Below are 14,042 nucleotides of genomic sequence, written 5' to 3'. Positions count from 1 at the left end.
CAATATAGTTATTGCATAGTTGTATATCACCAGGCTCTAAAATCATATTAATTCTTAGCTCATTTCGATGACTTATTTCATCGAAAATATTAAGTGCGTCCTTTTGTACTCTAGATAATGGAATATTTTTTCTTTCATGTCCAACCTCAATATATTGTCTTAGGTACCGACATGCTAGCTTGCCTTCCCAATAACTAAATATGGGGCTTAATGAGGGTTCATCTTCACCAAGATGGTTATAATAAGCTGGATGATAATAGTAGGCTAGATACTCTGGATATTCTTTTAAAATTGTATTATAAACTGTCGCAAAACTTACCAAACTACTTTCCCCACCTTCTTTCGCTTTTCTTATGGATAGAAGACCTACAACGTCCGACATATCAGAGTGGTAGGGTAAATTAGCATTTGTTCGATAGACTCTTGTTTGTTTATTTTTTACATCCCCTGCATTTTCCACATAGCCTAACAGTTGTTGTTGTATATTCTGGGTTACAGGCATACCTAAATACAAGCCCAAGATATAATAAATATCTATAAGCTCCTCTTCATTAAATCGTTTGACATCTAAGCCTTTTATTACAATAAAACCATAGCCATTCTCAAGTTGATCCGATATTTTATCGATAAAATTTAAAAACTTTTCATCTTTAATATGTATATCATCTTTATTAAAGTGAGGAGCTTTTTTCCCTAGATTAGTGATATGCTGATGTGCCGCATCCAAAACTGACAATAAATAATCATCAAGTCTAATTATCCAATCATTATTATTGATAATATCATTGCCGAACCAAGCGCATTTCTCTTCAATAGGGGATGTTAATATTGTTTTCATTTCGTTAACCTTTGATACTAAAATAATCTTATTAGACAATATGCCAGATTTAAAATCTAAAATCAGACTAACCCATCGTTGCCATTTCTTGCTGAGTGAAAAACGATGCACCCTTAGGTATTTCTGGCAGCTGTACAAGGTTGGGAGTCAATCTAACATTACCACTTATCACGCCTTTTACCAAAGCGCCTTCATGCTTACTTGGTAGCGGGTTTGGTGATAGCGCATGTGCATCTTCTGCCTTGTATACGGAGATGAATAAGTATCTGGGCAAGTCGCTTTTGTTCGGCCCTGATGAATGCAGCAACCTACTATGCATAAAGCATATAGAACCTGGCTTACCGATACAGGGTACAAACTGTTGGCATTTTTTCGCTTCTATGTCATCACTCACTTTACCCACAAACTTCCCATTTTCCCAATGGGAAAACAGATCTTCTTTATGACTACTGGGCACCACCAGTAGTGGTCCGTTTTCCATCGTAACCTCACCGATCATTAGTAGTGCCGTCAGCATGTCATCGTTGGTGTGCGGCGTAAATGGAAAGTCTTGATGCCATTTGACGGTAGTCGACGTATTGGGCAACTTGGCATTGATTTTACTATGGTGAAAGCATGTGCCATTACCGCCTATCAAGTCGCTTGCCATTTCTGACATATTGGATTTAAGTGCTATATCTGCAAAGGACTCAGATATTTCTGTCGGTGATGTAACACGGCGTAGAGAGGGGTTTTTAGCACTGTGATCTTTTGGATCGATATCAAACCTTGCTCTACCATCTAATGTTGAACCCCAAGCTTCGGCATGTACCTTACTCTCATCTATCCAAAAATTTATTTGATTAAGAAGGTCTGTGAGATCAGTAGAGTCAATAGCGTTTTCTACTACTAAATAACCTCTATCGTGATACTGCTTAATTTGTTCATTGGTTAACATTTAATACTCCTTCCTTTTTTACTTATGCTGCTTATCCGATTAATTCATTATTTGATCGATATCTGCTTGGCTTGGAACGGTTAGACCGTAGACGCTCAGTATTTTTTCTAGATCACCAGACTGTTTCATTTTTTCTATACCGTCCGAGATGATTTGATAAGTTTCAGTATCACCTTTTTTCACACTAATCCCGCCGACAATAGGATATAGCTCTTGTGTTGAAGTGATTTTCACGCGATCGCCAAGTTTCATTTCCGCGGCTTTCATGACGGCAGCATCATCATATTGAATATCTACAGCTCTAGAGAGCAATGCTTGAGAGGTTTGCGGTGAGGTTTCGTATTCACGAATTTCGATAGCGCCTTGGTTTTGTTCCACGCATTTGGCGGATATTTTTCCTAATTGATTGACAAATTCTGTGCCTTTCATCGCACCAACCTTTTGACCACATAAGTCATCTGCCCCTTGAGGTGCAAGGTCTGAGTCACCACGCACCAGCAATGAGATGTCGGTCTTGTAATAAGGAATCATATCAATCTGCGCTAAGCGATCTTTAGTGATGTACATTGCTGAATACAGCACATCAAACTTGTCCCCTTTTAGCCCAGGAATGAGGTTTGCAAATCTGGTATCTTCCCATTTGGGTGTGATATCACCATTAAGCTCCGCTACTTTGGCCATAATCTCCACATCTACCCCGCCCGGATTGCCCTGCTCATCCAAATACTCATAAGGCGGAAAGGTCATATCAGAGCCTATGGTTAGTACTCGTTTATCAGCACCTGCGCTCTCAGTAGCAGTGGCGCTGCTTTCTTGACTACTGGTAGGTGCTTCACTCGAACAGGCATTTAATACTAAGCCTGCAGCGGCAGAAAGTAATATCATTTTTAATGGCTTCATCGTAGTCATTCCTAGTGGGTTAATGAATTTAAACAACCGTATTAAATGTGTTGGTAACATCTTTATCGCTTAACTCAGTTATACTAAAGACGACCTATTAAAAGCAATTTTGAAAAACCTACCCACTACTACTGCAAATCCTATTTAAAAAAATCGCTTTGTTTTCAATACACTCTGTATAGTAATAATTTTACATACAGAGGTGATTTATGAATGACTTTAAAAACAACAATCTTAAAAGCGAAGAACAGGCACGCATTGACCTTGCCGCTTGTTTTCGTTGGTTTGCACGTCTGAACATGCATGAGGCAGTCGCCAACCATTTCAGTGCGTCGGTATCTGAAGATGGTAGTCAATTTCTGATCAATCCAAAATGGCAACACTTTTCGACCATTAAAGCGAGTGATTTAATCTTGTTAGATACCAATAATCCTGATAATGAGTTATTGGCAAAAATTGACCCAACCGCGTGGGCTATACACAGTCAAATCCATCTATTAAGACCAGATATCAAATGCGTGCTGCATTTGCATCCGATTTATACGACTACCATCTCAACGCTAAAAGATCCGACCATTAAACCGATTGATCAAAACACGGCGCGCTATTTTAATCGTGTGAGCTACGATGATTGTTATCAAGGTATGGCTGATAGCAATGCGGAAGGCAAACGACTCGCCAGCTTATTAGGCGAGCATAGTCGTCTGATGATGGGCAATCACGGGGTACTTATCGGCTCGCACAGCATCGGTGTGGCATTTGATGACATGTATACCATTGAGCGCGCCTGCCAAGTGCTCACAACCGCCTATGCGACCAATCAGCCATTGCGCCTCATCCCTGATGACGTCGCAGAAAAGACGGCTCAAGATTGGGAGTCTATAGAGGACTTTAGCGAAGCACATTTAGAAGAGATTAAAAGGTTACTGCTGATACAAGAACCTGATTTTATTGAATAATTTTTTTAGTAAAAACTTTGTTTGTCCAGCCTATCCATACTTGTCTGATATAAAAAATGCAATACTAAAGAAAAAGCCCTTATATACGATCATATAAGGGCTTTTTTGGCGACTCTGATTGATATAAAAACTGATCTATGAAAACGAGTTCTTACTTTTAATTAATATTTTGTACAAACTGGTTGAAGCGCTCGTTGGTACTGTTTCTCAGTACCTCAGGTGATCCTTGCTCAACAATATGACCACCTTCCATAAAGATGACACGGTCGGAAATATCGAATGCAAAGCTCATTTCATGCGTGACAATAATCATGGTCAAGCCTTCTTTGGCAAGCTGTTCCATTACTCTTAATACTTCACTGACCAGCTCAGGATCTAAGGCAGACGTTGGTTCATCAAACAAGATAATAGAAGGTTCCATCGCGAGAGCTCTGGCAATCGCTACCCGCTGCTGTTGCCCACCTGAGAGCTGATGCGGGTATTTTTTTGCATGGGCCTTCATACCGACTTTGTCGAGCATCGCAATTGCGGTCAGCTGATTGATGCCTTTGTCATATACCTTATGGTACTGAGGTGCCAGCATGATATTTTCTAAAACAGTCTTATGCGGGAATAAATTAAAATTCTGAAACACCATACCGATATTTATAATTTGCTCTTTAAAGGGCTTAGATTTATCGGTCAGAACAGTATCTTTTAGAAAAGGATTACCCATCAAATTAACCGTGCCTTTATTAAGTGTCTCCAAGCTATTTAACGTACGAATAAAAGTAGTTTTCCCTGAGCCTGATGGGCCAATAATAGACACCACCTCGCCCCATTTCACGTTAAGGTCAATACCCTTTAGTACATGGTGCTCGCCATAGGATTTGTGAATATTAATGGCTTCCAGTGCATAATCACCTTTGCGTTCTTGGTTTATTTCTTTGTAATTATTCAATGATTTATTGCTACTGATATTACCAACCAACTCACCTTCTTTCAAAATACCGGGCTTCTTTTGCGTAATATCGATAAATTTTTCAAAGCGTTGAATCAAGAAGCCAAAAACAGTGACAATCAAGATGTAGTAAAACGCGACCGCCAACATGGTTTCAAGCACCAAGAAGTTCTGTGCATACAAACGCTGTCCAACCAGTAGAATTTCTGTCAGAGAAATAACCGATACCAGTGAGGTGAGTTTAACGATAACGACGAATTCGTTGCTCAATGTAGGTAAGGCGATTCTTAGCGCCTGTGGCACCACAATCAGTCGCTGAATACCCATCGGCTTGATACCTAACGCCTTACCTGCTTCTATCTGAGCTTGATGGACTGAGTTGAGACCACCGCGATGAATCTCAGCAATATAGGCGGTCTCACATAACGTTAAGGCAATTAGACCAGACATGAACGACGAAGATAAGATCACGCTGGTTTGTGGAAACACCTGCGGCATACTGTAAATGAAGATCAAAAGTACCAACAAAGGAATACTGCGAAATAACCAGATATAAGCGCGGCTTAATAACGAGACAGGTTTGAGTTTAGATTTTTTGCCCAGTGCCATCACAAAACCTAGGACGATACCCAAAATCCATACCAATACACTAAGTTCAATCACAGTTAAGGTGGCTTGCCAGAAGTTTGTGTCTTTTAGCAAGCTAAAAGTATATGCCCAATCAAATTGCATGATCTGTCCTCTAAAATTCGTTAAGGAATGAAGCTATAACAACGTCGCAACAAGCTTGTCTAAAAAGTGACTGCAAGCGTTTAATTGACTAATAGCAATGTATTCATTGGGTTTGTGAGCAACCTCGATAGAGCCTGGGCCACAGACCAAAATGGGAGAGTCAAAACATTGTTGGAACAAGCCTGCCTCTGTACCAAAAGAGAGTTTGGTGATGTTGGACTGCGGCAATAACGCTTGGATACTTTTTAATTCTGGCTGCGTTTGGTTGGTCATTAGCCCAGGATACTGATTGATGTCTTGCAGCTCATAACGATAGCTGGCATCTTTTGCCGCAAAATCCTTTAAGATCTGTGTTTGAATCGCGGCAATACTGTCTTCTGCGACATTGCGAATTTCATAATCTAATTGACACAGATTGGGTACGACATTTAACGCGGTACCGCCGTGAATCTTGCCTACATGAATGGTGGAGTAAGGAATGTCATACCCCGTATCCAGATGTCCTTCTTTGGCAACCACTTGCTGACTGTCAATCAAGCTTTGTACAAAGGCACTGGCCGCGTGAATGGCATTGGTATAATTTGGCGCAAGAGCGGAGTGTCCTTCTGTGCCATAAAACTGCACTTGAAACACGGCTTTGCCTTTATGACTGGTAGCCACATCCATCAAGGTCGGCTCCCCTATAATCACCACTCTAGGCGGGACAATTAAGCTGCTCAGTTGCGTTAGGATGTGCCTGACACCCACGCAGCCGATCTCTTCGTCATAGGATAGGCACAGATGCAGGGGATAAGTTAAGGGCATGTCCGCGGCCCTTTTCATTATGACTAGCGCGCAGGCAATGAACCCTTTCATATCGGCGCTGCCACGACCATAAACATTGTTATTTTTTATGACGGCCTCAAAAGGGTTAGTGTCCCAGTCTTGACCATCAACAGGTACCACATCGGTATGGCCTGACAACAATACGCCAGCGCTGTCTTTAGGGCCTGTGCTAATGAATAGATTGGCTTTGTTCTGCGCGTCGTTATAATCGATAGTGATGTCGATATTCTTATGATCTAAATAGTGTTTGACGTAGTCAATCAGTGGTAAATTACTCTTATAAGAGGTGGTATCAAAAGCAATGAGTTGTTCTAATACGGCTAGGCATTCTGAGTGATGTTGCATTTGCCTTCCTTATTCTTTTTGGTTTTTGATATGTGCTTCGGAGAAATACGAGACACTCATGCCAGGTATGTATTGGTTGGAAATAAAAGCTTGGCAACGACTTGAAAAGGCCTGTTGGACATTGGTCAGTGTGGCGTTTTTGGGCGTGGCGATGCCGATTTTCATGGGCCTCATATCACCAGATATTCTAACCATGACCAACTTTTTACCATCGTTAGATAAGTTGCTCTTTGGGCGAACATTTAAGATGGTGTAGCCAATGTTGTTACCCACCATCGAGCGAATCACATCAACATATTTACAGGTGTCGATAATGTTGGGCTTGAGGTTGTTTTTGCGAAACAAAGATAGGAAGTAGTCATTACTGTAGGGCATATCGAGCAGGATCATTGGATATTCGGCCAACTCTTCTAACGTCACCGCCTTGTGCTTGGCCAGCGGGTGCGTCTCAGACAATAAAACGTACGGCGGTAAGTCAGCCAGCGGTGTAAAATTGATGACGTTCTCATCGATATGTAAGTCGTACAGTAAAGCCAGATCTAAAGTGTTTTTTGTGAGCTCTTGCGTTAAATTGTGATGATCGTCAATCACCGCTTCTACATCTACCTGCTTATACAAATTTGCAAATCCATGTATGATTTCAGCGTAAACAAAAGGCGCAAAGGCTGAAAAACAGCCGACTTTGATCTTGCCGCGCATAATGCCTGTGAAGTCAGCCGACATTGAATACAGATCAGAGGATTGTGCCAAAATCACTTTACAGGCATCTTTGACCTGCTCGCCGATCTCGGTCAAAAGCAAGCCTTTAGCATGCTGGCGAATGAACAGCTGGACATGAAGCTCTTGTTCCATATGTGCAATCGCAGCCGATATTGACGGCGAGGAGATATGTATTTTTTCAGAGGCAATGATGATACTGCCGCTTTCTGCGGTAGTGACAAAATATTCCATCTGACGTAACGTAATTCGACTTAACACGATAGATCCTTTTATTAAATAGCGGTTTATAAATCTCCAGGCACGCCATAGCTCGGTGAAATGGTAGGATTCAAGGCTCGCACAATATAGTCATCTAATTGCGGCTCATATATGTCCCATAATTTCTGTAAGTCCTCTATGGGCGTGTCTGACCAATCCACTCGTAGATCGACAATCGGCCACGTGGCTTTGTCTACTACCAGCAAGCCTGCCGAATGCACCTCCCCTTCTTCACCGCCCGCGTGATAACCCGATACTAAGCTTTCAAGCAATCTGCTGGCAAGAGAGCCTTCGCTTTGCTCAAAAGTCATGAGCATCTTTTCAGGAACAGCTGTGCTAGACAGCATATTACCAGCACAGGCAGCACGTTTACCTTGCGCAGTCGCAAACGTCCCCAAGGTATGCTCACCGCTAAATACAAAAGGTGCATCGGTCGCGCTAAGTGCCATCAGCTGCCGATACTGAATAAACTCAGTGCTCTTAATCAGCTCATGACCGGCATCGATCGGGGTTAGGTTGTATTGCATCATTTCAATCAGTATTTGCGACAAGTTAGGGTCAGTGATGTTTTGACTAGCAACTACGCCAACGCCTGCCTTGGCACGAATACAGCGAGAGGCCACGGCGGGTGATGAGGAGCTGATCGCTGCACCCAACTGCCCTGTTTTTTCACATCGCGCAATAATAGAAAATGTCATTATATATCCTTAGTATAATTATGGTTTTAAATTACAGCGGTCGCATCGATCTCAACCAGCCATTCAGGACGTGCTAGCGCAGAGACTACAATGCCCGTAGAGACAGGATGTACACCCTTTAGCCAGCGCCCAACCACCCGGTAGACGTCTTCGCGGTATCTGGGGTCTATGATATAGATGGTGATTTTGCAGATGTCAGTCAGCTCACCACCTGCCTCTTTTAGCAGCATACTGATGTTGTGCATCGCTTGCTCGGTTTGGCCTTTGACATCACCCACACACACGCTCTCACTCGTATCTAGGTCTTGGCCGATTTGCCCACGCAAAAACACAATACTGCCTTTTGCGACGACTGCTTGGCACAAGTCGTTATCGATATTTTGCTCAGGGTAAGTTTCTTGGGTATTAAAGGTTCGAATACGGGTATGTTTCATAGATGTCATGGTTGATCTCTTATCAGTCTCAATTCTTCAAGAAGATGGACAGTATGTAATGGTTAAAGGATGTGCTATCGCCTTACAAACAGTATGTCGCAAATCAAATTCAAGGCAAATTAAGATTTCCTTTCCAGTGGTTAGGCTAAGCCATATCAGAGTGATTCGGTTTTTTTGAGGTAGCTATTCAGGACATACGATTGTCATTTTAAATACAGAAAAATTAATATGATTTGGGTGGATGTGACCTTGATAGAGAGTCATATCTTCAAAAAGTAATGATTCAAAATATTAATTTTTATGCAGAGAGAATGGTCATATGTCAATCGATAATAAAAGTGTAGACACACTGATTGTGGGTTCAGGTCAGGCAGGTATTGCGATGAGTGAGCATTTGGGCCATCTCGGTATTGAGCATGTCGTCTTAGAAAAAAATAGAATTGCCGAGGCGTGGCGCACGCGTCGATGGGATTCATTAGTCGCCAACGGTCCCTGCTGGCATGATAAATTTCCAAATATGGACTTCCCTCATGATCCAGACAGTTTTGTGCCGCACGGCGAAGTCGCTGAGTATTTTGAAAACTATGCCAAGATGATTGACGCACCGATTGAGACGGGCGTAGAAGTACAAAACATCGTTAAAAATAAGAACAAAAAAGGCTTTAGCGTCACCACCAGTCAAGGCACGCTTTTTGCCAATAATGTCGTAGTCGCCACAGGACCGTTTCAAAAGCCACTTATTCCTAAAATTGCCCCACAAGACACCAGCCTGTATCAAATACACTCGGATCACTATAAAAATCCCGAGCAGCTGCCTGAGGGTGCGGTACTGATCGTCGGTGCTGGCTCATCAGGAGTGCAAATTGCCTCAGAGCTAAATAGTGCAGGTAAAAAGGTATACTTATCCGTTGGCCCGCATGAGCGTCCGCCGCGCAAATACAGAGACAGAGACAACGTGTGGTGGCTGGGTGTTTTGGGCACATGGCATGAGACCACGCCGCCGCAACGGCCGATTAAGGGGTTTGCAGTGAGTGGTATGAATGGCGGACAAAGCGTTGATTTTAGAAAGATGGGTCATGAGGGTATCACCCTAGTTGGCATGACCAAGGCATTTACCGACCATACTGTATCGTTTAACGATGATTTGGTTGATAACATCGTCAGTGCCGAACAAAGCTATTTAGACAATCTTGAAGAAATGGACAGATACATTGAAAACAATGGTCTAGATTTGCCTGAGGAGCCTGAAGCAAAAGTGTTGATGGATATGCCTGAGTGTATGACCATGCCCATCGACGCGCTCGATTTTGACAAAGATAATATCACCAGTATTATCTGGGCATCTGGCTTTGGCTATGATTACCACTGGCTCGATTTTGATATTTTTGCAGACAATGGCGCACCGATACACAACAAAGGTGTCACTAGCGAGCCGGGTATTTATTTTGTCGGGTTGCCGTACTTGTCGGGCAAAGGCTCTAGCTTTATTTGGGGTGTGTGGCATGATGCGAAGCGTATTGCTGAGTATATAGAGATCCAAAGACACTACCAGCGTTATCAATCCTCTAAAAAAACCGAATAATAGTTTTAGAAGAGAGGTCTATATTCTGAGTGATTGTCAGTTTATGCTGAAAAACCAGAAATTATGACGTGAAATAAAAGCTCAATTTGCAGCATTCGCACTGCAGTCATTTGTTAGGTGGTCTTGGCTGTATATGGATGCCGCTCTTCACAGCTGTTGTCGAAGAGCTTTTTGAATTAACTCGCTCAGTCGGGCTCGCTGCTTGCCGACCTCATCAAAGTTATCTGGCGCTAGCCATTGTAAAAATGCCCGATAAAAAGCCGGCCATTCGGCATCGATAACGGAGAACCACAGCGCTCATCGAAACAGGCGCGACTATTTCATTCGACCCTATTGGCGGCGGCAAGCTGTCCAGCGATATTCTAAACTGTATGGAAGCCGCAATTACTCACGATGTAGAAGAATACAGCGTCTATGGGTCAGACACCTTTAAACAAGCCTATATTTATGGTGCCTTAGACCGCGGCCCGATCACCCTAAACCGTAACTTTGGTTTTGCGTGGGGCGTTAATGGATTCTTATTATTTAATGCACTTGGCAAGCTGGGCAGTGAAACGGTGAAAGCAATGCGTAAGCGTGTGGCAGAAGAAATCACCACCACCTTTGCGAGCAGCTATACTCATGAAGTCACGCTAGAATAAGCACTGCAATTAAAATCAATCGCCGCCTATGGCAAACAAGCGACTGGTGAGAAGTATTTGATTAAGCCTCAAGGCTAATGGTTGTTTGAAGCGTCATTTAGAAGCCGCTTTGTAACAATAGAAAAGCAGATATCGATGATATCTGCTTTTTTTTGCTTAATTGTCATGGCAAGTGATGGGACTTACCTGATAGCTGGAGTTATGCTAATCCTAGCATTCTGAGACCATCCCGAATTCTGTGTAACTGCCGTTTAGATTAAATGCTTACTGATACGATCATCAAACATAATCATAAAGCGATTTAAAGCAGACGTCCAGTTACGGATTGGCATCGACCATTTTTTGGATGCTTGCTGGGTGGCTAAGTACACCACCTTGAATGCTGCCTGATCAGAGGGAAACACCTTACGCTTATTCACCGCCGTTCGAATCACACTGTTTAGCGACTCTATCGCATTGGTGGTATAGATCACTCTTCTGATATCTTTAGGATAACCAAAGAACACCGTTAAGCCCTCCCAGTTATTGCGCCAAGACTTAACCACGTGCGGATAGTCCTTACCCCAAGTATCATCAAAGTGCTCAAGGTTGGCCTCTGCCAGCTCAAGCGTATCAGCACCGTAGATGGCCTTTAAATCAGCTGCTACGGCCTTTTTATCCGTCCATGGTACAAACTTCATGGAGTAACGCACCATATGCACGATACACAGCTGAACCTGAGCGTTGGGGTAAACGGTGTTAATGGCATCAGGGAAGCCCTTTAGACCATCGACACAGGCAATGAGAATATCTTGTACCCCGCGGTTTTGTAGCTCAGTGAGAACACCAAGCCAGAATTTAGCGCCTTCATTCTCTGAGAGCCACATACCAAGCAGCTCTTTTTTACCATCAAGTCCCACGCCTAGCGCCAGATAGATAGCCTTGTTGATGATCTGCTTGTCTTGACGTATCTTCACGACGATGCAGTCCAAATAGACGATAGGATAAACACTGCTCAGTGGCCGGTTCTGCCATGCAGTGATGTCCTCTAAGATGTTGTCAGTGACTCTTGCAACCAAGCTACTTGAGATATCGACATCGTAGATGTCCTTGATGGTTTCGACAATCTCAGTGGTGGTTTGACCCTTGGCGTATGAGCGAGGATCAGCAAGTGTCTGGGAGACACTTGCCCGAAGCGCAAGACGGAAGGCTATGCCTGTAGTGGAATATGATTTTGTCATCAAGACCTGAAATACGGGTTTGATGCTTACTGACAAGTACAGGCTCAAAGCTACTGTCGCGGTCTCTGGGGGTGGAGATCTCAAGCTCGCCTGTGTCGCTACGGACTCTCTTTTTAGTGTGCCCGTTGCGCTTATTAGGTTTATCGGCTTTCTCATGCTTGGGGTAGCCGAGATGCTCTTCCATTTCTGCTTCTAAGGCAGTGTCAATAAATGACTGCATGAGCTCTTTTTGAAATGCTTTGATGTCTTCGAAGCTTCCAACGTGTTTAGCCATTTGTTCGGCTAATTTCTTTAGTTCTGTTTCTTTTGTCATTGCTTATTCTCCTTTACATTGGATTATAAGCAGTTACACAGAGTTTGGGAAAGGCCCCGAAAAGCCCACCTATTAGGTGCGATGGGTTATTGAAAATAAGGGCCGGCAACACAACTAGTCAGACTGGCAACCACTAGGCAAGTTGCCTTGTGGGGCCATGTTTGTGGTAGGTCATAAGACCTTTCTATCATTCAATATTTCCCTCATTCGAACGCTCTGCCTTCGCCAACTTCTTCATGGGTTACGCCGTCTCGGATGTGGTAGATACGCTTAAAAGTAGGAATAATTTTTTCGTCATGAGTGACAACGATGATGGCAGTTTCGAATTTCTGAGCCATGTCGTTAAGGATGCGAATCACTGCCATGGCACGCACGCTATCGAGAGCGGCGGTCGGTTCATCCGTCAGAATCACCGGTGGCTGATTGACCAATCCACGCGCAATAGCAACCCGTTGCTGCTCGCCACCGGAAAGTTGCGAAGGCATGGCTTGAGCTCGGTGTTGCACATCAAGTGCCGTGAGCAACGCCAATGCCTTCGCCCGTGACTTTGCATTCGAGATGCCTGCTAGCATTGGCAGCAGAGCTACATTGTCAGTGACATCCAGAAACGGAATCAAATATGGTGATTGGAAGACAAAACCAATTTTGTCGCGGCGCAAGGCACGCAAATCACGAACTTTCCAACCATCGTCGTAGATTACCTCATCGCCCAGCGTCATGCGACCGGCGCTCGGATCAATCACCGCGCCTAGGCATTTTAGCAGTGTGCTCTTGCCTGATCCGGAAGGACCGATCAAGCCAACAACCTCACCTGGTGCAACCTGCATATTCACGTCCTTCAACGCGTAGACAGCCGTGTCACCTTTGCCAAAGCGTTTGCTTAGGCCTTCGATGTGTATTCCTTTTTTAGTCATTGAGTTATCCTATCGCTTCGGCCGGATCGACCTTGAGTGCCATACGAATGGCGATAATGCTTGCAAGTATGCAAATCACGAGCACGGCAAGAAAACCGATCACCGAATCCATTGGCGTAAGCAGCACATACTTGGGAAACACAGGTGCGGCGAAAGTGGCCGTAATCTTGCCAACCACGAAGCCAATCACACCTAGTGCAAGCGCCTGTTGCATGATCATCGCCGCGATAGTTCGGTTACGGGTGCCAATGAGCTTCAATACCGCGATTTCGCGGATTTTGTCCATGGTCAGCGAATAGATGATGAAAGCAACGATAGCCGCGCTAACAATGGCTAAAATTACTAGAAACATGCCGATCTGCTTGGCTGAGGTAGCGATTAACTTGCCGACGAGGATGTCTTCCATCTGTGCCCGCGTGTAGACTGTCAAACGCTTCCAGCGCTGGATGGATTCGGCCACTTCATTCTGCGCATAGCCGGGTTTCAGTGTGACCAGTACGGCATTGACGGACAAGTTGGTATTCTGTGAAGCAATCACAGCATCTAACAAACCTGGCACACCGGGACGATTAAAAGCGGGATTGGCTTCAGTGCGCTGTCGGCTTTGCCAAATGGCGTCGTTGTTTTTGAGAAACTGGGCTTCTTGGGCATCCTTGAGCGGAACAAACACCATTGGGTCACCACTAGACGATACCATGCGCCGTGTTAGCCCCACAACAGTGTAATGATTGCGACGAATAGCTAGAGAATCTCCCAATTTAAAGCCGGTAGCGATATCGGCCACCG

13 protein-coding genes and 1 pseudogene are annotated in these 14,042 nt (G+C 43.9%); 3 read left to right on the top strand and 11 right to left on the bottom strand.

The genetic code is table 11. The features are described 5' to 3' along the window. The 3 genes from ACT3RN_RS10440 to ACT3RN_RS10430 all read right to left on the bottom strand — a co-directional run. Nucleotides 1-838 (bottom strand): TauD/TfdA family dioxygenase (locus ACT3RN_RS10440; RefSeq protein WP_444518608.1); only part of this gene is annotated, 838 nt, incomplete at its 3' end. Between the two features lie 67 nt (nucleotides 839-905). Beyond that, nucleotides 906-1,775, bottom strand: coding sequence for a phytanoyl-CoA dioxygenase family protein (locus tag ACT3RN_RS10435; RefSeq protein ID WP_068407008.1), 870 nt, complete (start codon nucleotides 1,773-1,775; stop codon nucleotides 906-908). Nucleotides 1,776-1,814: 39 nt separating this feature from the next. Then, a complete protein-coding gene (locus ACT3RN_RS10430) occupies nucleotides 1,815-2,675 on the bottom strand; it encodes a transporter substrate-binding domain-containing protein (RefSeq protein ID WP_226945132.1) in 861 nt (286 codons plus the stop codon). Between the two features lie 209 nt (nucleotides 2,676-2,884). Between ACT3RN_RS10430 and ACT3RN_RS10425 the strand changes: the two genes are divergently transcribed. Then, nucleotides 2,885-3,634, top strand: coding sequence for a class II aldolase and adducin N-terminal domain-containing protein (locus tag ACT3RN_RS10425; protein WP_087813574.1), 750 nt, complete (start codon nucleotides 2,885-2,887; stop codon nucleotides 3,632-3,634). 157 nt (nucleotides 3,635-3,791) lie between these two features. Here the strand turns inward: ACT3RN_RS10425 and ACT3RN_RS10420 are convergent, their stop codons facing one another. The 5 genes from ACT3RN_RS10420 to ACT3RN_RS10400 are packed head-to-tail and all read right to left on the bottom strand — an operon-like array spanning nucleotide 3,792 to nucleotide 8,586. Then, nucleotides 3,792-5,306, bottom strand: coding sequence for an amino acid ABC transporter permease/ATP-binding protein (locus ACT3RN_RS10420; protein ID WP_192992362.1), 1,515 nt, complete (start codon nucleotides 5,304-5,306; stop codon nucleotides 3,792-3,794). Nucleotides 5,307-5,339: 33 nt separating this feature from the next. Next, nucleotides 5,340-6,476 carry an acetylornithine deacetylase gene (gene argE, locus ACT3RN_RS10415; protein ID WP_192992361.1) on the bottom strand — a complete coding sequence of 379 codons (1,137 nt, stop codon included), beginning with the start codon at nucleotides 6,474-6,476 and terminating at the stop codon, nucleotides 5,340-5,342. Nucleotides 6,477-6,485: 9 nt separating this feature from the next. Next, complete coding sequence (locus tag ACT3RN_RS10410) at nucleotides 6,486-7,454, bottom strand: LysR family transcriptional regulator (RefSeq protein WP_192992360.1); 969 nt, start codon at nucleotides 7,452-7,454, stop codon at nucleotides 6,486-6,488. Nucleotides 7,455-7,480: 26 nt separating this feature from the next. After that, entirely contained in the window at nucleotides 7,481-8,152 is a 672-nt protein-coding gene (locus tag ACT3RN_RS10405) for a DUF1028 domain-containing protein (protein ID WP_192992359.1), read from the bottom strand. Nucleotides 8,153-8,178: 26 nt separating this feature from the next. Then, complete coding sequence (locus ACT3RN_RS10400; RefSeq protein ID WP_192992365.1) at nucleotides 8,179-8,586, bottom strand: RidA family protein; 408 nt, start codon at nucleotides 8,584-8,586, stop codon at nucleotides 8,179-8,181. 319 nt (nucleotides 8,587-8,905) lie between these two features. Here ACT3RN_RS10400 and ACT3RN_RS10395 point away from each other — a divergent pair, with 319 nt between their 5' ends. Both ACT3RN_RS10395 and ACT3RN_RS10390 read left to right on the top strand, forming a co-directional pair. After that, complete coding sequence (locus ACT3RN_RS10395) at nucleotides 8,906-10,168, top strand: flavin-containing monooxygenase (RefSeq protein WP_192992358.1); 1,263 nt, start codon at nucleotides 8,906-8,908, stop codon at nucleotides 10,166-10,168. A 371-nt stretch (nucleotides 10,169-10,539) separates the two neighbouring features. Then, nucleotides 10,540-10,809, top strand: a complete 270-nt coding sequence (locus tag ACT3RN_RS10390; RefSeq protein WP_226940908.1) for a hypothetical protein — start codon at nucleotides 10,540-10,542, stop codon at nucleotides 10,807-10,809. 251 nt (nucleotides 10,810-11,060) lie between these two features. Here ACT3RN_RS10390 and ACT3RN_RS10385 read toward each other — a convergent pair. The 3 genes and pseudogenes from ACT3RN_RS10385 to ACT3RN_RS10375 all read right to left on the bottom strand — a co-directional run. Then, a pseudogene (locus ACT3RN_RS10385) lies at nucleotides 11,061-12,303 on the bottom strand (IS256 family transposase). 242 nt (nucleotides 12,304-12,545) lie between these two features. Next, nucleotides 12,546-13,256 (bottom strand): ABC transporter ATP-binding protein, encoded by a 711-nt coding sequence (locus tag ACT3RN_RS10380; RefSeq protein WP_087814831.1) that lies wholly within the window; start codon nucleotides 13,254-13,256, stop codon nucleotides 12,546-12,548. A gap of 4 nt (nucleotides 13,257-13,260) precedes the next feature. Further along, nucleotides 13,261-14,042 (bottom strand): ABC transporter permease (locus ACT3RN_RS10375; protein WP_444518607.1); only part of this gene is annotated, 782 nt, incomplete at its 5' end.

It is taken from the genome of Psychrobacter sp. AOP5-GZ1-6, from assembly GCF_052376345.1.
Taxonomy (GTDB): Bacteria; Pseudomonadota; Gammaproteobacteria; order Pseudomonadales; family Moraxellaceae; genus Psychrobacter.
The sequence above is the reverse complement of the archived record's forward strand: the minus strand, read 5'-3'. Positions and strand labels throughout refer to the sequence as shown.

Coding starts and splice junctions, on each gene's coding strand:
- ACT3RN_RS10400 (WP_192992365.1), bottom strand. CDS start 8,586: ATGAAACATACCCGTATTCGAACCTTTAATACCCAAGAAACTTACCCT.
- ACT3RN_RS10380 (WP_087814831.1), bottom strand. CDS start 13,256: ATGACTAAAAAAGGAATACACATCGAAGGCCTAAGCAAACGCTTTGGC.
- ACT3RN_RS10395 (WP_192992358.1), top strand. CDS start 8,906: ATGTCAATCGATAATAAAAGTGTAGACACACTGATTGTGGGTTCAGGT.
- ACT3RN_RS10405 (WP_192992359.1), bottom strand. CDS start 8,152: ATGACATTTTCTATTATTGCGCGATGTGAAAAAACAGGGCAGTTGGGT.
- ACT3RN_RS10425 (WP_087813574.1), top strand. CDS start 2,885: ATGAATGACTTTAAAAACAACAATCTTAAAAGCGAAGAACAGGCACGC.
- ACT3RN_RS10390 (WP_226940908.1), top strand. CDS start 10,540: ATGGAAGCCGCAATTACTCACGATGTAGAAGAATACAGCGTCTATGGG.
- argE (WP_192992361.1), bottom strand. CDS start 6,476: ATGCAACATCACTCAGAATGCCTAGCCGTATTAGAACAACTCATTGCT.
- ACT3RN_RS10420 (WP_192992362.1), bottom strand. CDS start 5,306: ATGCAATTTGATTGGGCATATACTTTTAGCTTGCTAAAAGACACAAAC.
- ACT3RN_RS10430 (WP_226945132.1), bottom strand. CDS start 2,675: ATGAAGCCATTAAAAATGATATTACTTTCTGCCGCTGCAGGCTTAGTA.
- ACT3RN_RS10435 (WP_068407008.1), bottom strand. CDS start 1,775: ATGTTAACCAATGAACAAATTAAGCAGTATCACGATAGAGGTTATTTA.